Here is a 19530-nt window from a genome sequence, read left to right as displayed (position 1 = left end):
TGACATGACACTCAACAGTGCAGTACTTGACGTACCCACCAGTGAAAACACCGGCCACCACGCCGTATCCACCGCCGCCGTCCCCCTGAGCTTTGAAAACGTCGGACAATCTTTCCCCGTGCCCGGCGGAACCCACGAAGTTCTTCGCGGAGTCTCCTTCACGGTAGCCCCCGGCGAGATTATCTCCGTCATCGGCTCCTCCGGATGCGGCAAATCCACCCTCTTGCGTGCAGCAGCAGGTCTGAACCGCATCACCGCAGGTACCGTGCGTATCGGCGAGAAGGCAGTGACCGGCCTCGACCCCCGCGTCGCTATCGGCTTTCAGGAACCGCGCCTACTCCCCTGGCGCACCGTAGCCGACAACGTGGCGCTCGGACTGCCGCAGGGCACCAAAAAATCTGAAGGCACAGCATCGGTAGCATGTCTGCTCGACCTGGTCGGCCTGGGCGAATACGCGACCCACCGTCCCAAGGAAATTTCAGGCGGTATGGCTCAGCGTGTGTCCCTGGCGCGAGCGCTCGCACGTAACCCCGGCGTGCTGCTGCTCGACGAGCCCTTCGGTGCTCTGGACGCGCTAACCCGCATCAACATGCAGGATTTGCTGTTGAACGTGCACCGTCAAGACCCGACCACGATTCTGCTGGTCACCCACGATGTGGAAGAGGCGCTGTACCTCTCTGACCGGGTCATCATCCTCGGTAAGGACACCCCGGAGGCACCCGCCACCATCCAGCGCATTGTGACCGTTGAACGCTCTCACCCGCGTGACCGCGCCGATGCAGAGATCACAGCACTGCGTAGCGAACTGCTGGCTGAGCTCGGCGTGGAAGATAACGCCTAAAAGCCGCCACGAAATACATTTCCCGCACATCACACCATCATCTTCAGAAGCGAAAAGATTTCATCATGACTTACTCCCCGTCTCGCCGTACCGCCCTCAAGTCCCTTGCCGCAGCCACCGCTTTTGCTACTCTGCTCAGCGCCTGCGCCGGTGAAGGTTCCGGTTCCGCTAACGCCTCCGGTGTTGCCGGTGGTGGCAGCCAGAACACCGTGACCATTGACTACGCCACCTACAACCCGCTGTCCCTGATTATCCGCAAGAAAGGTTGGCTTGAGACCGCCCTCGCTGCCGAGGGCAAGAAGGTTGAGTGGGTCAAGTCGGCTGGTTCGAACAAGGCGAATGAGGCTCTGCGTAGCGGCAATATTGATGTCGGCTCGACCGCTGGTTCGGCGGCGCTGCTGGCACGCGCTAATGGCTCCCCCATTAAGGTCATTAGCCTCTACTCGCAGCCGGAGTGGTCGGCACTGGTAACCCGCAAGGATTCGGGCATCACCAAGGTTGCGGATCTGAAGGGTAAGACCGTTGCTGTGACCAAGGGTACCGACCCGTACTTCCTACTGCTGCAGGCGCTCAAGCAGGAGGGTATTTCCGCTTCGGATTTGACCATTCAGAACCTGCAGCACGCCGACGGCCGTACCGCCCTGGATAACGGTCAGGTCAACGCGTGGAGCGGCCTGGACCCGATCATGGCTGCCGCCGAGGTGGAAAGCGGCGACGTGCTCTTCTACCGCAACCTAAACTTCAACACCTACGGCTTCCTGAACGCGGCCGAGAAGTTCATTCAGTCCAACCCGACCGCCGCACAGACTATCGTGGACGTGTACGAGTACGCTCGCGCCTGGGCTAAGAAGAACCCCGAAGAGGCAGTGAAGATTGTCGAGGAGGAGTCCGGCATTAAGCACGAGACCGCCCAGGTCGTCATGGAGCGTACCCACCTGGATATTGACCCGGTTCCGGGCGCTAAGCAGGTTGAGGTTCTGAAGGGTGTCGGCCCGATTTTGGTCGAGTCCGGCGACGTTCCTTCCCAATCCGACGTGGACAAGGCGCTGAACAGCATTGTGGACGACCAGTTCGCAAAGAAGGCTGACAACGCAGCCGTCGAGAAGATCGCGAAGGTGGTTGAGAAGTAATGACCGCCGCAACGATTACCGCCGCCTCCAGCGCTCGCGTTGAGCGTGCCGAGAAGCGCGTCTCATCCGTGAAGCTACCGTCGAACCCGTTCGCCGGTAAGCAGTACCTGGGTCTGATTCTTCCCCTGGCACTGATTGCCCTCTGGTACATCCTGAGCACGAACGGCGTGTTCACCCAGGTCCAATTGCCGTCCCCCGACCGTGTGGTCAGCGCCGGTATTGAGCTAGCGCAGCGCGGCGAGTTGGGTCGCCACGTGGCGATTTCTACTCAGCGTGTACTGATTGGTTTCGGTATTGGTGCCGTGCTTGGCCTGGTGCTGGGTGCGCTGATTGGCTTGTCTGCGCCGGTGCGTCTGATTGCCGCGCCGACTATCGGTGCGTTGCGTGCCGTGCCGTCCCTGGCGTGGGTTCCATTGCTTCTGCTGTGGATCGGTATCGGCGAGAATTCCAAGGTGACCCTGGTTGCTATTGGTGCGTTCTTCCCGGTGTACACCACAGTTTCTGCGGCCCTGGCGCACGTTGACCCGAAGCTTGTGGAGGCGGCACGCGCCTTCGGACTGAAGGGTCTGCGCCTGTTCACCACGGTTCAGCTTCCCGCGGTTCTGCCGTCGGTGGTTTCGGGTCTGCGTCTGGCGCTAGCTCAGGCGTGGCTGTTCCTAGTCGCCGCTGAGCTGCTGGGTGCATCTATGGGTCTGGGTTATCTGCTGACCGACTCGCAGAATAATGGCCGTACCGACCGCCTGCTGCTGGCTATTGTGGCGCTGGCGGTGCTCGGTAAGATTACCGACGCGCTGGTGGGCGTATTCGAGCGCTGGGTGAAGGCGAAGTACCCCAGCAACTAGAACCACAGCTAGACACAATACTCAGCACGCTCTGAGTTTTAGGAGAGATGTCCGCTGCGTGGTTGCTCCCCCGAAGATGAGCTAATCATCGCTACGTGCCGGAGAAAGAAGTCGGCGGGGAAACCTGTCGTCTACTGAATGATGATGAATCCCGCACCGCGCCCCACAGCAGTGAGCGCGGTGCGGGGTCTTTAAATATGTCGTTATATTACGAACTGGTGCTCACCATACCGAATATGACGGTCCCCTTTGCGTCCGCCCCCTCGGGCGCGCTTTACTAAGAAGGCAAACCATCCAGAGCGACCGAGAGACCTGGCTCAACGACGTCGCAGCAACCCCCTCGTCAACGCACACACAGACCCCACGGTCGCACAGACAACGGCACGGCGAGCAAGGGTGCTAATGCCAGCAACCGATGGGAGAATAATGGGACTGCCCACCCCCTACTCGTTCACCGACCCGCTGAACCCCACCCCGAATCCCGCCCTCGAATCTGACGAGGCACGCGTCGCGTTCTGGGAGAAGCAGGCACAGCGCCTCACCTGGGCTGAGCCCTGGCACACCGCGCACCGCTTCGAGAAGCCGAAGTCCCTCGGCTTCGATAAGGACGGCATCGAACAGTTCAGCATCCCCGAAATTAAGTGGTTCGAGGGCGGTAAGCTCAACGTCGCCTACAACTGCGTAGACCGCCACGTGGAGGCGGGCCGCGGCGACAAGGTAGCCCTCTACTTTGAAGGTGAACCCGGCGACCGTGAGGCCATCACCTACGCCGAGCTACAGCGTCGTATTGCGAAGGCAGCGAATGGTCTGCTGTCTTTGGGCGTGCGTAAGGGTGACCGCGTGGTCATCTACCTGCCCGTCATTCCCGAAACCATTATTTTCACGCTCGCCTGCGCACGTATTGGCGCGATTCACTCCCTCGTTTTTGGTGGTTTTTCCGCCGAGGCGCTGAAGTTCCGTGTGGAAGACACCGGCGCGAAGGTTCTCATCACCACCGACGGCCAGAACCGTCGCGGCAAGGTCGTTCCCGTGAAGGTGAACGCTGATGAGGCATGCTCGGGTGAGAACAACATTGAGCACGTTATCGTGGTGGACCGCACCAGCGCCTCCGACCCGGTTGCACACGCGGCTGTGCCGTGGACTGAGGGCCGCGACGTCTGGTACCACGACCTGGTGGACGATCAGCCAGACACTCACGCCTACGAACTGCATGATGCTGAGGATCCGCTGTTCATTATTTACACCTCCGGCACGACCGGTAAGCCCAAGGGCCTGGTGCACACGATGGGTGGCTACCTGGTGCAGACCGCGTATACTCACGCGCTACTGTACGATCTGCTGCCGGATTACGTGGACGAGAACGGCGTGCTGCGTCCCGATGAGCTGTCCGCGGTCAATGACGCACAGAAGGTTGAGTCCACCGTTCACTGGTGCACCGCCGACCTCGCATGGGTGACCGCCCACACCTACGAAATTTACGGTCCGCTGGTGAACGGTGTCTCCGAGGTAATCTACGAGGGTACCCCGAACACGCCGCATTACGGCCGCCACTTTGAGGTCATTGAACGCTACGGCGTGACCAACTACTACACCGCCCCAACCCTGATTCGTTCGCTCATGGGCGCGTTCCCGAATGGCCCGGAGCCCGGCAAGTACGACTTCTCGACCGTGCGTTTGCTCGGTTCGGTGGGCGAATCCATCAACCCGGAGGCGTGGCGTTGGTTGCGTCAGCACGTGGGCGGCGGCACCGCGGCGTTCATTGACACCTGGTGGCAGTCAGAGACCGGTTCGACCGTGTGCTCGCCGCGTCCGCACGACCCGGCATTCGCGCCCGAGGGCACCTACCCGGAGGACACCCCGCGCTGCACTCCCCTGCCCGGTTGCGCTACCCGCGCCGTTCCCGGCGTGTCCACCCGTGTGGTGGATGAGCACGGCGACCCGGTCGAACCGGGCAAGCAGGGCTTTATTGTCGTCGATAAGATTGGCCCGTCCATGGCTCGTACCGTGTGGCAGAACCCGCAGCGTTACCTGGAATCCTACTGGCGTCACTACGGCGAGCGCGGCTGGTTTCTGGCCGGCGACGGCGCGAAGGAAGACGAAGAGGGTAACGTGTACATCCTCGGCCGTATTGATGACGTGATCAACATTTCGGGTCACCGTCTGTCCACGATTGAGATTGAGTCGGCTCTGGTGACTCACCCGGCTGTGGTTGAGGCTGGTGTCTGCCCCGTGGAAGATGAACTGACCGGTCACCAGGCGGTCGCCTACGTAACGCTCACCGATGAGGGTAAGGCCCTGACTGAGGATGAGCTGAAGGGTGCGCTGACTGATCATGTGCGTGAGCACATTGGCCCGATTGCTAAGCCGAAGGATGTTGTGGCGGTTGCTGATATCCCGAAGACTCGTTCGGGTAAGATTACTCGCCGTCTGCTCGGTGAGCTGTACCAGGGGCGTTCTTTGGGCGATGTTTCTTCGCTGCAGAATGAGGAGGCGCTGGGCCACATTGCGCAGGTTTTGGTGGATACTGGCCGCGTAAGCGAGGCTGTCTAAGCTCCCCTGCTGAGCTGAAAAGTTGCATAGAGTAAAGGCGCGGATACCGAATAATGATTCGGTATCCGCGCCTTGCTATTTTACTGAGCTGACGAGGCTCTTTATCAGCAGTGTGCAGAACGGTTAGATTCCGATCAGTCAGCCTACTTAATCAGGCCCAGCGAACGAGCGTGTTCAGCGGTAATGCCGCTCGGTTCAATGTGCTCGGGGCCCTTGCCCTTCTCCGGGTTTTCGGTCGCCTGGAAGCGGAGCACCTTCATATCGTTTGCCGCGCCCAGGTTGGTAATCATGCCGTCACCGTTGAGGTCCACGGACACCGGCTCGGTGTCTATCTTACCGTTGCCGTTAAAGTCAATCGGCTGGTTGGCGGGCTTACCCTTGTACAGGAATCCAGCCGCGCGGGGACCAAAGCCGCGTGCCTCGTACAGCTTCGCCTCGTTGAGCATGCGATACTCTGCGGTGGAGTAGCCGAAGTAGCGGCTACCGTCAGCCATGGGCACGCCGGTGAGGGTGTACTGGTAGTTCATGACGCTATAGTAGTTGGGCTTGTAGTTGATTTCGTCCCAGCCGCCGTGGCTCAGGGCGAGGTTGTGGCCGAGCTCGTGCACAAACACTGCCACGCGGATGTCGCTGCTTGCCTTGCCCCAGAAGTGCGGGCCGACGGTGACCATGAGGTTGCGACCACCGAAGTTAGCGATCCCGGAGGAGGTGCCGTTATCGTAGTAGTCACCCCAGATGACGTAGTGGAAGGTGCCTTCGCGGGCGGGGTTGAACTTACCTTCGGTTGCCTTGATGCGGTGGAGAGCCTTGAACTCGCTGTCGAGTTCCTGGTAGCTGATTTCGTTGCCGCCGCCGAGGTTGTATTTGGCGCTGCGGGCACTACCGGCGTCCAGGTGAATGTTCACGCCGGTGGTGCCATTGGGGTTGCGCACGGGCAGGTCGGCATAAATCTTGGTGATGCGGTCCAGTTCGTCTTCGCTGGGTAGCAGGCCAGCCATGTAGTCCATCTCAACGAAGATGTCCTTGTGGTTGGGGTCTGCGCCCATTGCGGGGAAGTCGACGTCGATTTTGCCGTCTCCGTCGGCGTCGTAGCCCTTCATTTCCCAGGTGTTGGGGATGCCGTCACCGTCAATATCGGGGCTGTAGGCGTTTGCTGCGGGGGCTGCAATAGTACCCAAGCAGAGCACTGAGAGGGAGGCGAGCGTGATGCGTGCGCTCTTCATAAATGCCATATTGTGTTCCTTAAGTGTGTGTGTGGTGACCGGTGGTGTTTCTATGGAGTTTTCCGGGAGGACGTCCTCCACAGTTTCCATAATGCTCCCGTTTCACTCGCTATGTGAGCTGGGTGCCACAATGTTCATACATTGAGGTAAAAGTTGAGATAATTTTGAAGATGAGCTGGATTACATTAGAGTATCAGTAATTCAAATCACATGCATCACCACATTCTTCATAACAAGAGAGATCCATGACTTCTTCGCCGAACATCACTAATGGCCTGAACCGCCGCGCCCTCATCAAGGGTGCCGTGTGGGGCACCCCCGTCATCGCAACCGCAGCGGCGGTACCCGCCTACGCGGCGTCCACCGATGCGCAGGAAACCCCGACTCTAAAGTTCGGTGTCTTCACCCAGGCGTTCAACTCGAACCCCACCAACGACTTTGACACCCGCTACGGTCTGGACTCCTACACCGTGCAGGTACCCAACATCACCGCAACCTCCACCACCCCGCAGAGTGCCGGCGGCGGCGCCTTCACCCCCGGCGGTAGCGTCGGCGCAGGCCTGTACGGTGGTGCGGGCCTATGGATTTCCGCACCCATCAACTCCAAGGGCGAGTTCCAGGGTAGCACCTGGCTGTACGGCTCCGCGCACCTGCAGGTGACCTTCGAGTTCACTTTCCCCACCGCCGAGGATGTCACCGACCCGCTGCTGTGGGACATCGATAACGACGTTGAGATCCCCGCACTCGCCAAGAGCGAGGGCGGCGCGAAGACCAACAACCCCGCCGTGGCGGCGTTCAACGGCGTCGCATACACGGCAAAGTTCTACGAGCCGATCATCGAGAACAACGTCTGGACCGGTGTACTAGACATCCGCACCTCCGACTTCTTGGAAGCCACCGCGAAGGACGGCGTGAGCTACGCACAGGTGCTGGCTTCGCTGGTTCCGGTGTACTTCACCGAGGTAACCTCCAGCTACACCCTGACCACCACCGCTCAGATTACCAGCGGTAGTGTCGCAATGCAGCTGACCGAGGGTGGCGAGTACACCTTCAAGAACCTGGCTGGTTTGAGAGCTTCGGCAACCATCACCCGCTAAAGGGACAAACATAAACGAGGGGCCCGGCATCCATAACGGATGCCGGGCCCCTGTGCTATTGACCTGCGCTATTGAGGAAGCTTGGCCTATCGGTTACCGCTGGTAGCCGCTAGAGGCTAGTCCTTCGCGGGAACCAAACCCTCAGCACGAGCGTACTCAGCGGTTATTTCGTTGTCTTCAATCTCGCCAGAGAGCTCTGCCTCGGGAGAGTACGCACCCCGCTGAACTTCCTTGCCCTGAGCCTGCAGCTTGAAGGTCTTCATATCGTTCGGCGCAGTCAGCACGGTCTTCTTACCGTCACCGTTAATGTCCGCCTCAACCGGCTCGTCGTCAATCTTACCGTTACCGTTGAAGTCTATAGCTTCCCACGCGGGCTTGCCGTTGTAGTAGAAACCATAGGCGTTACGACCGAAGCCGGTCTTCTCGTCTAGCTTAGTTTCGTCCAGATCCTTGTAGGCGCGGGTCGAGTAGCCGAAGTACTTCGTGCCGTCTGCACGCTCCAGACCACGCAGCTGGTAGCGGTAGTTCATAATGCTCATATAATTCGGCTTGTAGTTCACGTCATCGGTGCCACCGTGGCCCAGACCGAGGTTGTGGCCGAGCTCATGCACGAAGGTTGCCACGCGAACATCGGAGGTTGCGGACTTACCCCAGAATCGCGGGCCAACGGTCACGATGAAGCCGCGACCGCCCATATAACCCTGACCGGAGGAGCCCTTATCGCCGTAGGAGTCGCCCCAAATCATGTAGTGGAAGACGCTGCGACGGTTCGGATCCATATTTTCGATGTAGAGATCACCCCAGCGCTGCATCTTATCGTCCAGCTGCTCGTGCGCCACTTCATTGCCGCCACCTAGGTTGTACTTGGCGCTACGGGCACTACCGGCGTCCAGGTGAATGTTAATGCCGGTGGTGCCATTGGGGTTGCGGATCGGTAGCTTCGCGTAGATTTCGGTAATGCGGTCGAGCTCATCCTCGCTGGCGAGCAGGTCGGGCATGTAGTCCATCTCCACGAAGAGGTCCTTCTTCAGCGGGCTAGCGCCCATACCGGGGTAGTCCACGTCTACCTTACCGTCGCCATCGGCGTCATAGCCCTTCATCTCCCAGGTGTTGGGGATGCCGTCGCCGTCAATATCAGGGTTGTATGCATTAGCGGCAGGTGCGGTTACAGTACCGAGCACCAGCAGAGCCGCCGAGGCAAGCGCGGTACGTGCCGCTCGAGTAGAAAAGGAGAAAGGCATCTGTATCTCTTCTTGTGTTTGTTCGCATGGATGTGCGCGAAGACCCTCGTGATGATGCGAGTAGCCGTGGGTGGCGTTGAGTGAACCGTTGGATCATCAGGCGCAGCCGATGCGTGAGAGTGAATTATGTATGCACTGTAGTACGGCACCCCAAACAAGTATGGTGGCGCGGGATGCCGCTTAAAAGAACAACGGGTCGCTGTTTTTCGTGAGGTTTTGACACCTCAGAGCAACAATAACCCGCTTCATCATACACAGCGTTTATATGCCTTGTCCCGGTGTACGCACCGTATTTGCGTTGACATGGCGAACATTACGTAAAAGCGCTCTGATAAGCCTCTATTTAGTGTTTTCTACCTCAGACCCTGCCTCAGCGTTCTGTACGGTAGCCTTCGCCCCGGAGGTCTTTGCGGAGGCGTAGAACAGGCACACAACCGCACCCACAACCGAAGCGGCCAGGGGCAACATCATGGAATCCGCCATTGCCGCCGCGTAGGGTTCACGCAGGATCTGCGGAAGCACGCCGCCTCCAGCACCGCCGTGAGAGCTACCGCCCGCTGCGACAACCGGACCCAACGCGGAAAGATGCGAGGTAATTGCAGAAGCCATAATCGTAGTGATTGCAGCCGAACCGAGTACCGACGCCATCTGGCGGGTCTCGTTGTACACACCCGAACCGGCACCGGCACGCTCAGGCGGCAGGTTACGAGTCGCAGACACCGACAGCGGACCCCAGATGCAGGCGTTTGCCGCACCCAGAATAATCATCGGGCCAACCATCAGCCACAGGTTGCCGTCAGCAACCATCGTCGGGCGTAGCAAAGCAAAACCGATAACCAACAGCGTAAAGCCAATCACCGCAATCCACTTCGGGTCATAGCGGTTCAGGCGCGCACCCACCGCCGGTGCCAACGCACCCGAGGACAGAGCTAGCGGTGCAGTCATCAGTGCCGCCTCAGTCGGGTTCAGGCCCTCCACCTGCTGCAGGTACAGGGTCAGCGGGAACGCCATGCTGATAGCAACCACGCCCATCGCAGCGATACCCACGTTCGACACGGAGAAGTTACGGTCACTGAACAGGCTCAGCGGAACCAGCGGCTCACGCGAGTTAATAGCCTGCCAACCAATGAACAGCGCCAGCACCATAATGCCGGCAATAATCAGGCCCCACACGCTCACCGCAATGCCGGTGCCCATGAACGAATCAGTGATGATACCCCAATCGTAGGTGGTGCCTTCCTGAATACCGAAAACCAGCAGGAACAGACCAATCGCCGAAAGCACCACACCTAACCAGTCGAAGCTGTGCTTCTTCTGCTCGAACACCGGCACATTACGCCACGCCAGGAACATACCCAGAATGCCGACCGGAATATTTATGAAGAAGATCCAGCCCCAGCTGAGGGTATCCACCAGCACTCCGCCCAGAATTGGGCCGACCAGCGCGGCAATACCCGCGGTCGCACCCCAAATACTCATGGCAACACCACGCGCATTCGGCGGGAACATCAGCGTAATCAGAGACATGGTCTGCGGGGTCATCAACGATGCGCCCAGGCCCTGCACCACGCGGGCAGCGATGAGCGATTCAACATCCGCCGCCAGACCACACCACAGGGAAGCGAGCGTAAAAATACCCATACCGATCATGTACAGGTTCTTCTGACCGAAGCGGTCACCCATACGGCCGGTGATGAGCAACGGCACAGCATACGCCAGCAGGTAGGCGCTCGTCACCCACATGCCCTCCGACAGGGACGCCTCCAAATCCTGCAGCATATGCGGCAGGGCGATGGTGACAATATTGCCATCCACAAGAATCATAAAGAAGCCAACGACGAGGGACCAGAGAGCAGGCCAGGGCTTGTAGGGTGTCTTTGCCGGGTTACCGACAAGAGGCGCTTTTTTAGGGCGTGAACTCAATGATCCTCCAGGGATGGGTTGTATACGGATAGGTATCTGTGTGGTCAGGGTTGCCGCTTAGTGAATGTCCCTAATGTTACTCCTTTTCAGAGCGCGGCTTCGGTTGCTCTACCCTTATTCAACTCTTCACGGCGCATATGCAGGGCAACTAGGCAACAGGCACCCCGCACCCTCTAAACTAAAGCTATAGAAACTGTTAGAGCGCTATCATCGGCGCTCACTCCATCAGACCACCCTCAATGAGATGTCCCCGGGAGGGCCCATGGGTTTCTTTGATTTCTTCACCGACCGCACCCCGGCAGAACCCGCCGAAATCCGCCTCGTCGCTTTCGTGAGCGGCAAGGTGCAGGGTGTGGGTTTCCGTTGGTGGTGCGCCGGAACCGCAAAGCCTATGGGCCTAACCGGCTACGCCGAAAACCTGGACGACGGGCGCGTGAAAGTTGTTGCGGAAGGTACCGCCGCCTCCTGCACTCGCCTGGTGGATGTGCTGCACGGTGACGACACCGCCGGACGCGTGGATGAGGTACTTGTCGAGTGGGAGGAGCCGAGCGGCTCATTCCGCGGCTTCGGCATCAGGTAGCTTTTGCGGGTTCCCACTCAACCTCGTGCACGTTACATCCAGAGCGCAGTTTAGTTAGCCCAGAGCGCCACAAATTGTGCGCGGTTCATATCAGCTCGGCGTACCCGATGCTGCACCGGGTGACCGTTCTCGTCGGGGCGACCGGAGTTCGGGTCAATATCGTCATAGATGCCGGTGAAACCCACCTTAACCGCCACTCGTTCAGAGGCCTCGTTACCCGCCAGGGCGGTCCAGCGGACGGTATCAAGACCCAACCCGAGCGGGTCGAAAGCGTAGCCGAGTACGGCTCGCAGAGCCTCGGTCATATAACCCTTTCCGCGCGCCTTCGGGGCGGCGTAATAACCCAGTTCGGCGCGAGTTCCGGGGCCTTCGGGGGTTCCGTCAACCAGACGCAATTCAATGGTCCCGGCAAACACGCCGGAGGCGTCAATCGCCCAACGCTGAATCTGTCCGACGGCAATCTGGCGGGCAGTGGTGAGCAGGTAGTCCTCGGCGTCGGCGTGCGTGTAGTTCAAGGGAATGCAGGTGTAGCGGAGGATTTCTTCATCGCGGCAGGATTCCACGATGTCGGGGATATCCGCCTCGCGCAGGTGGCGCAGGGTGAGGCGTTCGGTAATGAGTTCGGGTTGGCCAGGCTCTACATATTCGCTGTCTTCTAAGAAGTCACTGTGTTCAGGGGTCATGATTCGAGCTTAACCCCTGGGGTTTGTAAGTGGGATTTGCGCCTGGCAATTTGCACGGGTAGAAACTTTTCGAATACCCCAGAATATTCAGTGATGCATATCATAGTTAAACCTTCGGGTTTTATTCCAAGGCCACTTGATTATTATGAATTATTCATAATAAAATAGTTATCAGGCCCGTTCACTGGGCACTATTAGAACAAGCGCCACGCACTCTCGTCGCGCGACACAAATCAGAAAGAAGAACACTATGGCAGTTCTGACCATCGGCGACCAGTTCCCCGAATACGAGCTCACCGGCGTTGTCCCGGGTAAGCTCGCTGACATCGAAGCAAACGCCCCCGAAGACTACTTCACCACCGTATCCTCCGAGGGTCTGGACGAAGACACCTGGCGCGTCGTCTTCTTCTGGCCGAAGGACTTCACCTTCGTTTGCCCCACCGAGATTGCTGCATTCGGCAAGCTTGCTGACGAGTTCGAGGCACGTGACACCCAGGTGATCGGCGTTTCCGTTGATAACGAGTACACCCACTACGCATGGCGCCGCTCTCACGAAGAGCTCGTGGACCTGCCCATCGTCATGGCATCCGACCTCAAGCGTGAGCTGGTTAGCGCGCTGGGCATCCTGAACAAGGACGGCGTTGCAGACCGCGCAACCTTCATCATCGATCCCCACAACACCATCCAGTCGGTCTCCATTACCGCTGACTCTGTCGGCCGTAACACCGACGAGGTGCTCCGTCAGCTGGACGCACTGCAGTCCGACGAGCTGTGCGCATGCAACTGGAAGAAGGGTGCAGAGACCATCGACGCATTCAAGGAGATGAAGTAATCCATGAGCATCGATAACCTGCGTTCGGCTCTGCCTTCCTACGCGAAGGACATGAACCTCAACCTGTCCTCTCTGCCCCGCATTACCTCCCTGTCCGAGCAGCAGCTCTGGGGTGCAATCCTCGCAACCGCAGCAGCAACCAAGGTTGACTCTGTTGTTGTTGAGATTGCTGCAGAGGCTAAGGAGCACCTGAGCGACACCGCTTACGAGGCTGCTCTGGGCGCTGCAACCATCATGGGCATGAACAACATCTTCTACCGCACCCGTGGCTTCCTGAACGGTGCATACGATGACCAGCGCGCAAACCTGCGCATGCAGATCATCGGCAAGAACGGTGGCATTGAGAAGCTCGACTTCGAGATGTTCGCACTGGCAGTGTCCGCAGTCAACGGCTGCTCCCACTGCGTTGAGGCTCACGAGCACACCCTGCGTGAAGAGGGCGCAACCAAGGAACAAGTCAACGACCTGATCCGTATTGCTGCAACCCTCGGTGGCGTGGCACAGGGCATTCAGCTGGCTGAGGCACTGGGCTAAACCCACTAAGCGTTAGAGCTTACACAGAAGCGGCGCATCCACCCATCACGGGTCGGATGCGCCGCTTCCGCTATGCCCTCAAGCCCCGGCCTTCAAACAGCCTTGATACAAGCGCCTCTTAACTAGGAGCAGAGGCGGGGGCGGGTCTACAATAAATCGGTGCCATTTCAGGTACGCGCACAGGCAGACAGAGCCGGATGCGGTGATAACGTCGTCACCCGACCCGCCCACCGTGCGCGCCTTACCCGCACCCCACAGCACATGTATCACGTACGCAGGAGAACGCCCATGCACGAGCTCTTTGACCCGGACCAGGTATTCCGCATCGTCGACATTGCCGCCGTTGTCGCCAACGGCCTGCTCGGCGGTGCTGTGGCGCGCGCCTTCCGATTCGACATTGTGGGCTTCCTGCTGCTCGCAGTCGCCTGCGGTATGGGCGGCGGTATGATCCGTGACATCCTACTCAACTCGGGTCTGCCGGTGGCACTCACCGACGGCGGCTACTGGGTAGGCGCTATCGGCTCCTCAATTCTGGCGTACAGCATCGATTTGAGTGCCCGCTGGGCAACCCGAACCATGCTCGTCATCGACTTCATCGGTATGGGTGCGTGGGCGGCAACTGGCACCATTAAGTCCCTGAACCTGGGTCTGCACTGGCTGCCCGCTATTGCACTGGGTGTGACCACCGCGGTCGGCGGCGGCGTTATCCGTGACATTATGGTCAACCGCATTCCGGCAATTTTTGGTGGCAACTCCCTGTATGCGACGGTCGCGTTTGTGGGGGCCGCCGAGACCGCCCTCGTGACTGGCCTATTCCACCGCCCGAACCTGGCGATGGGTCTATCCATTCTGCTGTGTTTGGTACTGGGTGTACTCTCCTACGCAAAGAATTGGCAGCTGCCGACCACCCCGTCTGAGCTGCGTGTGCCTCGCCCGCGTCTCTTCACTTTTGGTAAGCAGGAGGACCGCACCACCGTTGCTAATGAGGGCTGGGCGCCCGGTGCTCCACTCACTGAGCAGCTTGAGGTGATTAATGCTGAGCAGTTGGAGGAGTATCGTCGCTCTAAGGGACTTTCAGAGTAAAAACCAATATATGCTGTATATAGAATGTGGGCTGGTTTCTGCTGATCAGATAATCATCTGATGAGCAGAAATCAGCCCACATTTACTATATGCAGTACAACTAAATCGTGTACTCAGTGCTGTCATACACGGTCAAGAACTTACAGATACGCTCATCATCCGAAGCAAAGAAACCGGTCGGCTCACCGTTATAGCGTAGGGTACCGTTCTCCAGGAACACGATACGGTCCGCGACCTTCTTCGCAAACGCCATATTGTGCGTCACGATAACCAGGGAGCGGCCTTCCTTCGCCAGCTGCATCAGCACGCGAATGACCTCCGCCTCCAGCTCGGGATCCAACGCACTCGTCGGCTCATCAAATAGCAGGTAGGAGGGTTCCAGCGCCAGGGCGCGGGCAATCGCCACACGCTGCTGCTGGCCACCAGAGAGGGCGTCCGGGTAGGAATCCACCTTGTCGGCAAGACCCACCTTCGCCAGCAGCTCGCGGGCACGCTCCTGAGCCTCCTGAGCACTCAGGGTGCCGTTGAGGGTCGGGGCGAGCGCCACGTTCTTCAACGCCGTGTAGTTCGGGAACAGGTTGAACTGCTGGAACACCATCGCAGAACGGGAACGAATATCACGCACCTGCACGTCGGTGAGCTTCTGGCTGTAGTCCACCTGCGCACCGTCAATGATGAGCGTGCCAGACTGCGGGGTTTCCAGCAGGTTCAGGCAACGCAGCAGAGTCGACTTACCGCTACCGGAGGGGCCCAGAATAACCGTGGTTTCACCGTCGGGGATATCCAGGCTAATGTTCTTGAGCACCTGCGTCTCACCGAAGCTCTTCGATAGGGATTCAACGCTAAGCATTGTTGCTCCTCACGTAACGGTTGCTGTACTTCTCCAGCGCCGACTGCGCGGCGGTCAGCAGAGTGAAAATCACCAGGTAAATGATGGCGACCTCGGAGTACATTGCCAGCGGCTCGAAGGTACGCGACGCGATCTGCTTACCGGTCTGGAACAGGTCAACCATCGAAATGACCGACACCAGCGAGGTGCCCTTAATCAGGTCAATGAAGTTGTTGCCCAGGTTCGGCAGAGCGATACGCACCGCCTGCGGAATGACCACGTGGCGCAGGGTCTGCATGCGGGTGAAGTTCAGGGTTGCCGCCGCCTCGAACTGGCCACGCGGAATAGCCGCCACCGCGGAACGGAACGTCTCCGCCACGTACGCACCGGTATGTAGGCTCATCGTGATGATTGCGGCACTCCACACATCCAGGGCGATCCCGACCTTCGGCAGACCATAAAAGACGATGAACAGCTGCACCAGCAGCGGGGTACCGCGGAAAACCCAAATGTACACCCACGCCAGCCAGTTCACCGGTGCGAAGCGGCTCGTGCGCGCGCCCGCAGACACAATGCCCACCAGCAGCGCCACCGCGAAAGAAATCAGCGACAGCGGAATGGTCACTGCCAGGGTCGAACCCAGCAGCTGGGGCAGGGACTCAGCCCAAAGATTCAGGTAGCGTTCCATAAACGGAACTCAGCTCCTTTAATTAGTTCTTCGGGGAGAGGTCTTCGCCTACGTACTTCTCGTAAATCGCCTTGATGTCACCGTTCTGCAGGTGATTCTTCAGCGACTCGTCGATAGCATTACGCAGGGCATCCTGACCCTTAGGCAACAGGATGGAGGAGTTGCTGCCGGTGCCCAGGTCACCGGAGAGCAGGCGCAGGTTAGCGTCCGGGTGCTCCTTGAAGTACTCAGCGAAGGACACGGAGTCGTTCGCGGTCATCTCTGCACGGCCCGAGAGGACCTGCTCGATAGCCTCATCAAAACCGGAAACAACCACGATTGAGGCGCCCTTCGCCTCCACCATCTTGCGGAAGTTCGAGGTCTCAGACTGCGCCGAGGAGTGACCGGAAATCTCGCTCACGTTCAGCAGGGAAGAATCTTTCTTCACCGCGACCTTCGGTTCGGAGTACAGGTAGGGGACGGAGAAGTCATACTTCTGCTTACGCTCATCGGTTGCAGAAACGTTGTTGATGACGATGTCGTAGCGGTCAGCGTCCACGCCGGCGATTAGGGAATCCCAGGGGGTTTCGGTGAACTCTGCGGTGACGCCCAGGTCCTTAGCGACCAGGTCGATGATTTCCTTCTCGAAACCGACCAGGGTGCCGTTCGAGTCGTGGAAGGAGAAGGGGCGGTAGGTACCCTCCAGGCCCACACGGATCTTTCCGGCAGACTTGATAGCCTCCAGCTTGTTGGTACTGGATGCGGTGCTGCTGCCATTGGAGCCGCACGCTGCGAGCAGTGCAGCTAGACCTGTGAATGCGGAGCCTGCGAGGACGGTGCGGCGGTTAATCATTGCGGACATGTTGTTCTTCTTTCGTGTGGTGGTTGATGCTCTTGTAGTTGCGGGTTGTCGCCCTGCGGTAACCCGGGGGCATCATGCGGCGTGCCCCTCTCTGCGGGTGCAACGCTGGCTATCGTACAGCTATTCCCGGTGGGAAAGAATTCAACGTAACATTCCGTCACAATCTGTGAGAGAGGAAAACCCGGCGGTCGGTACGCGTGTGTGCTGTGTGCCGGCCGCCGGGCTCCACACTAGGATACCGGTTCAGCACCCCAGAACATAGAGGTAAGGTTTACCTCAAAGCTGAACTGCTCTCCACAAGGGGCGATGCTACGCCCTCAATCTCACCCACAACACACCGGATGCTCCACCGGGCACTACACCGGGCACAGATAAGGGGCGCGCCCGGGAATCACCCCGGGTACGCCCCTTATCGTTCAAGCACTGACAAGCACCTAATTTTTGTAATTACAAGCTACAGCGGCTTATACAGCACAGGCTGCTTACTTCGACAGCACCTGACGCTTCGAAGAAATCACGCCCGTGTTAAAACCAGCCAGGTGCAGACCACCGTGGAAACGCGCATGCTCAATCTTCACGCACTTATCCATCACCACGTTCAGGCCGGCAGCCTCACCAATCGCGGCAGCCTCCTCGCTCCAGGAGCCCAGCTGCATCCACACGGTCTTCACACCCAGATCCACAGCCTCCTGAACCACACCCGGCAGGTCCTCATTACGGCGGAAAATCTCCACCAAATCCGGGACCTCCGGCAAGTCCTGCAGCGACGGGTACACAGGCTGACCCAGAACCAGCTTGCCCTTTGCCGCCAGAATCGGGTTCACAAAGTACAGCTTGTACGGTGACGCCGACTGCAGGTACGTCGCCACAAAGTACGAAGCACGCGAAATCTTATCGCTCATACCCACAATCGCAATCGTGCGGGTATTACGCAGAATGTTCAGACGCTCAGGGGCGGAAGGACCCACCCAGGTACGCTTCTCAGTCATTACTTTTCCTCCTGAGCGGTAGTAGGCAGGGAGCAGGACGCGCCAGCAGCGTCCTCGGCGGCCTTAGCAGCGGCAACCGCTTCCTCAGCCACCACAATCTTGTCTGCGCTGGATTCTCCAACACGCTCACCGGCGTGGTTCAGACCGGTTGCGTAGGTTAGCGCCTGGTCCAGGTCCCAAATGATGTCTTCAACGTCTTCCAGACCCACCGAGATACGGATCAGGTCCTCACCGACGCCAGCAGCTTCAAGCTGCTCACGCGACAGCTGCTGGTGCGTGGTCGAACCCGGGTGCAGCACCAACGTACGGGAGTCACCAATATTCGCCAGATGGCTTGCCAGCTGCAGGGCGCCGATGAACTCGCCACCGACCAGGCGGCCGGATGCCTTCTCGGTGCCCTTGACACCGAAGGAGAACACGGAACCGACACCCAGCGGTAGCAGCTTCTTGCCGCGCTCATAGTGCGGGTGGTCTTCCAGACCAGCGTAGTTCACGTAGGCGATACGCTGATCCTCAACCAGCCAGGCGACAACCTGCTTAGCGTTCGCCAGGTGCGCATCCATGCGCTGCGGCAGGGTCTCAACACCCTGCAGTAGGTTGAACGCGGCCTGCGGGCTCAGCGACGGACCGAAGTCACGCAGCTGCTCAGAACGCAGCTTAGTGAGGAAGCCGTACTCACCGAAGTTACCCCACCAGGACACACCATTGTAGGAAGGAACCGGCTCGGTCATGGACGGGAAATTGCCGTTACCCCAGTTGAAGCGACCGGACTCGACGACGATACCGCCGAGGGTGGTTCCGTGACCGCCCAGGAACTTGGTGACCGAGTGGATGACGATGTCCGCGCCGTGCTCGATGGGGCGAATCAGGTAGGGGGTGGACAGGGTTGCGTCCACGACCAGGGGGATGCCTGCCTCGTGTGCGACCTCTGCGAGGCCTTCCAGGTCGGCAACCTCACCGGAGGGGTTCGCCACGATTTCGGTGTAGATTGCCTTGGTGTTCTCGGTCAGTGCCGCCTTGTAGTCGGCGGGGTCGGTTCCGGGAACGAAGGTGGTCTCAATGCCGAAGCGGCGCAGGGACACGTCCAGTTGGGTGACGGTGCCGCCGTAGAGCTGCGAAGAAGCAACAATGTGGTCGCCCTGCTGGCACAGCGCCGCGAAGGTGATGAACTCGGCAGCCATACCGGAGGCGGTTGCTACCGCACCGATACCGCCTTCGAGGGAGGCGATGCGCTCCTCCAGCGCGGCGACAGTGGGGTTGGATAGGCGCGAGTAGATGTTGCCGTACTTCTGCAGGGAGAAGAGGTTCGCAGCGTCGTCAGCGTCTTTGAAGACGAAGGAGGTGGTCTGGTAGATAGGGACCGCGCGGGCACCGTGCTCAGCGTCGGGGGTGCCGCCCGCGTGTAGTGCGCGGGTGCGGAAGCCGAAAGTGTGTTCAGCCATTGGTTTGCTCCTGGTGTATCTGCTGTATCTGCCCGCCTGTGTGCGGGGAGTCGATAGTGGCTCGACTTTATACTGTGCCACCGGCGGCGGGGTGCACCAAGTGCGGGTACCTATATGTCGTTTATTGCGGATTATGACGGGGCATCATATCAGCCGTCATAACAACTTCTGTTATGACGGCT

At 59.1% G+C, this 19530-nt stretch carries 18 protein-coding genes; 9 read left to right on the top strand and 9 right to left on the bottom strand.

The annotated features are described in order from the left end of the window. The first annotated feature begins 4 nt into the window (after positions 1 to 4). The 4 genes from ACUXHH_RS07745 (at position 5) to ACUXHH_RS07730 (ending at position 5363) form a co-directional block, all read left to right on the top strand. Complete coding sequence (locus ACUXHH_RS07745; RefSeq protein ID WP_279741479.1) at positions 5 to 841, top strand: ABC transporter ATP-binding protein; 837 nt, start codon at positions 5 to 7, stop codon at positions 839 to 841. Between the two features lie 65 nt (positions 842 to 906). Then, the gene (locus tag ACUXHH_RS07740) at positions 907 to 1971 is read left to right on the top strand and encodes an aliphatic sulfonate ABC transporter substrate-binding protein (RefSeq protein WP_279741480.1); all 1065 of its coding nucleotides are present in this window, start codon (positions 907 to 909) and stop codon (positions 1969 to 1971) included. Next, positions 1971 to 2813 (top strand): ABC transporter permease, encoded by an 843-nt coding sequence (locus tag ACUXHH_RS07735; RefSeq protein WP_314078900.1) that lies wholly within the window; start codon positions 1971 to 1973, stop codon positions 2811 to 2813. The genes ACUXHH_RS07740 and ACUXHH_RS07735 overlap by 1 nt, the downstream gene beginning before the upstream one ends. A gap of 426 nt (positions 2814 to 3239) precedes the next feature. Beyond that, entirely contained in the window at positions 3240 to 5363 is a 2124-nt protein-coding gene (locus ACUXHH_RS07730) for an AMP-binding protein (protein ID WP_314078901.1), read from the top strand. Positions 5364 to 5506: 143 nt separating this feature from the next. Here the strand turns inward: ACUXHH_RS07730 and ACUXHH_RS07725 are convergent, their stop codons facing one another. Then, on the bottom strand, positions 5507 to 6595 hold the full coding sequence (locus ACUXHH_RS07725) for a C4-dicarboxylate ABC transporter substrate-binding protein (protein WP_279754983.1): 1089 nt from the start codon (positions 6593 to 6595) through the stop codon (positions 5507 to 5509). A 236-nt stretch (positions 6596 to 6831) separates the two neighbouring features. Here ACUXHH_RS07725 and ACUXHH_RS07720 point away from each other — a divergent pair, with 236 nt between their 5' ends. After that, positions 6832 to 7683, top strand: a complete 852-nt coding sequence (locus ACUXHH_RS07720; RefSeq protein WP_279754982.1) for a transcriptional initiation protein Tat — start codon at positions 6832 to 6834, stop codon at positions 7681 to 7683. Positions 7684 to 7799: 116 nt separating this feature from the next. Here the strand turns inward: ACUXHH_RS07720 and ACUXHH_RS07715 are convergent, their stop codons facing one another. Further along, on the bottom strand, positions 7800 to 8924 hold the full coding sequence (locus tag ACUXHH_RS07715; protein WP_279754981.1) for a zinc-dependent metalloprotease family protein: 1125 nt from the start codon (positions 8922 to 8924) through the stop codon (positions 7800 to 7802). Positions 8925 to 9263: 339 nt separating this feature from the next. Continuing rightward, positions 9264 to 10847 (bottom strand): DHA2 family efflux MFS transporter permease subunit, encoded by a 1584-nt coding sequence (locus ACUXHH_RS07710; RefSeq protein WP_458391175.1) that lies wholly within the window; start codon positions 10845 to 10847, stop codon positions 9264 to 9266. 262 nt (positions 10848 to 11109) lie between these two features. On the opposite strand from ACUXHH_RS07710, the gene ACUXHH_RS07705 reads away from it, so the two are divergent. Beyond that, positions 11110 to 11427, top strand: coding sequence for an acylphosphatase (locus ACUXHH_RS07705; protein ID WP_279754979.1), 318 nt, complete (start codon positions 11110 to 11112; stop codon positions 11425 to 11427). Between the two features lie 50 nt (positions 11428 to 11477). Here ACUXHH_RS07705 and ACUXHH_RS07700 read toward each other — a convergent pair whose 3' ends face one another. Beyond that, positions 11478 to 12110 (bottom strand): GNAT family N-acetyltransferase, encoded by a 633-nt coding sequence (locus ACUXHH_RS07700; protein ID WP_458391174.1) that lies wholly within the window; start codon positions 12108 to 12110, stop codon positions 11478 to 11480. A gap of 250 nt (positions 12111 to 12360) precedes the next feature. On the opposite strand from ACUXHH_RS07700, the gene ACUXHH_RS07695 reads away from it, so the two are divergent. The 3 genes from ACUXHH_RS07695 to ACUXHH_RS07685 all read left to right on the top strand — a co-directional run bounded on the left by ACUXHH_RS07695 (position 12361) and on the right by ACUXHH_RS07685 (position 14559). Next, the gene (locus ACUXHH_RS07695) at positions 12361 to 12942 is read left to right on the top strand and encodes a peroxiredoxin (RefSeq protein WP_279741496.1); all 582 of its coding nucleotides are present in this window, start codon (positions 12361 to 12363) and stop codon (positions 12940 to 12942) included. Between the two features lie 3 nt (positions 12943 to 12945). Continuing rightward, positions 12946 to 13476: a carboxymuconolactone decarboxylase family protein gene (locus tag ACUXHH_RS07690; protein ID WP_279741498.1), complete on the top strand. Its 531-nt coding sequence runs from the start codon at positions 12946 to 12948 to the stop codon at positions 13474 to 13476. A gap of 288 nt (positions 13477 to 13764) precedes the next feature. Further along, positions 13765 to 14559: a trimeric intracellular cation channel family protein gene (locus ACUXHH_RS07685; protein WP_458391173.1), complete on the top strand. Its 795-nt coding sequence runs from the start codon at positions 13765 to 13767 to the stop codon at positions 14557 to 14559. Between the two features lie 100 nt (positions 14560 to 14659). Here the strand turns inward: ACUXHH_RS07685 and ACUXHH_RS07680 are convergent, their stop codons facing one another. The 5 genes from ACUXHH_RS07680 to ACUXHH_RS07660 all read right to left on the bottom strand — a co-directional run bounded on the left by ACUXHH_RS07680 (position 14660) and on the right by ACUXHH_RS07660 (position 19348). Then, positions 14660 to 15409, bottom strand: coding sequence for an amino acid ABC transporter ATP-binding protein (locus tag ACUXHH_RS07680; protein WP_279741500.1), 750 nt, complete (start codon positions 15407 to 15409; stop codon positions 14660 to 14662). Then, positions 15402 to 16076 (bottom strand): amino acid ABC transporter permease, encoded by a 675-nt coding sequence (locus ACUXHH_RS07675; RefSeq protein WP_012904266.1) that lies wholly within the window; start codon positions 16074 to 16076, stop codon positions 15402 to 15404. Before ACUXHH_RS07675 ends, ACUXHH_RS07680 begins: the two co-directional genes overlap by 8 nt. Positions 16077 to 16098: 22 nt before the next feature. Further along, positions 16099 to 16917: a transporter substrate-binding domain-containing protein gene (locus tag ACUXHH_RS07670; RefSeq protein ID WP_279789812.1), complete on the bottom strand. Its 819-nt coding sequence runs from the start codon at positions 16915 to 16917 to the stop codon at positions 16099 to 16101. A gap of 482 nt (positions 16918 to 17399) precedes the next feature. Beyond that, complete coding sequence (locus tag ACUXHH_RS07665; protein ID WP_279741505.1) at positions 17400 to 17906, bottom strand: CoA-binding protein; 507 nt, start codon at positions 17904 to 17906, stop codon at positions 17400 to 17402. Next, entirely contained in the window at positions 17906 to 19348 is a 1443-nt protein-coding gene (locus tag ACUXHH_RS07660; protein WP_458391172.1) for an O-acetylhomoserine aminocarboxypropyltransferase/cysteine synthase family protein, read from the bottom strand. The genes ACUXHH_RS07665 and ACUXHH_RS07660 overlap by 1 nt, the downstream gene beginning before the upstream one ends. Between the last annotated feature and the right edge of the window lie 182 nt (positions 19349 to 19530).

Source organism: Rothia sp. 110740021-2 (genome assembly GCF_054263775.1).
This window is presented reverse-complemented; position numbering and strand designations above follow the sequence as displayed.

Coding starts and splice junctions, on each gene's coding strand:
- ACUXHH_RS07665 (WP_279741505.1), bottom strand. CDS start 17,906: ATGACTGAGAAGCGTACCTGGGTGGGTCCTTCCGCCCCTGAGCGTCTG.
- ACUXHH_RS07705 (WP_279754979.1), top strand. CDS start 11,110: ATGGGTTTCTTTGATTTCTTCACCGACCGCACCCCGGCAGAACCCGCC.
- ACUXHH_RS07745 (WP_279741479.1), top strand. CDS start 5: ATGACACTCAACAGTGCAGTACTTGACGTACCCACCAGTGAAAACACC.
- ACUXHH_RS07725 (WP_279754983.1), bottom strand. CDS start 6,595: ATGGCATTTATGAAGAGCGCACGCATCACGCTCGCCTCCCTCTCAGTG.
- ACUXHH_RS07685 (WP_458391173.1), top strand. CDS start 13,765: ATGCACGAGCTCTTTGACCCGGACCAGGTATTCCGCATCGTCGACATT.
- ACUXHH_RS07670 (WP_279789812.1), bottom strand. CDS start 16,917: ATGTCCGCAATGATTAACCGCCGCACCGTCCTCGCAGGCTCCGCATTC.
- ACUXHH_RS07715 (WP_279754981.1), bottom strand. CDS start 8,924: ATGCCTTTCTCCTTTTCTACTCGAGCGGCACGTACCGCGCTTGCCTCG.
- ACUXHH_RS07680 (WP_279741500.1), bottom strand. CDS start 15,409: ATGCTTAGCGTTGAATCCCTATCGAAGAGCTTCGGTGAGACGCAGGTG.
- ACUXHH_RS07735 (WP_314078900.1), top strand. CDS start 1,971: ATGACCGCCGCAACGATTACCGCCGCCTCCAGCGCTCGCGTTGAGCGT.
- ACUXHH_RS07695 (WP_279741496.1), top strand. CDS start 12,361: ATGGCAGTTCTGACCATCGGCGACCAGTTCCCCGAATACGAGCTCACC.
- ACUXHH_RS07690 (WP_279741498.1), top strand. CDS start 12,946: ATGAGCATCGATAACCTGCGTTCGGCTCTGCCTTCCTACGCGAAGGAC.
- ACUXHH_RS07675 (WP_012904266.1), bottom strand. CDS start 16,076: ATGGAACGCTACCTGAATCTTTGGGCTGAGTCCCTGCCCCAGCTGCTG.
- ACUXHH_RS07730 (WP_314078901.1), top strand. CDS start 3,240: ATGGGACTGCCCACCCCCTACTCGTTCACCGACCCGCTGAACCCCACC.
- ACUXHH_RS07720 (WP_279754982.1), top strand. CDS start 6,832: ATGACTTCTTCGCCGAACATCACTAATGGCCTGAACCGCCGCGCCCTC.
- ACUXHH_RS07740 (WP_279741480.1), top strand. CDS start 907: ATGACTTACTCCCCGTCTCGCCGTACCGCCCTCAAGTCCCTTGCCGCA.
- ACUXHH_RS07660 (WP_458391172.1), bottom strand. CDS start 19,348: ATGGCTGAACACACTTTCGGCTTCCGCACCCGCGCACTACACGCGGGC.
- ACUXHH_RS07700 (WP_458391174.1), bottom strand. CDS start 12,110: ATGACCCCTGAACACAGTGACTTCTTAGAAGACAGCGAATATGTAGAG.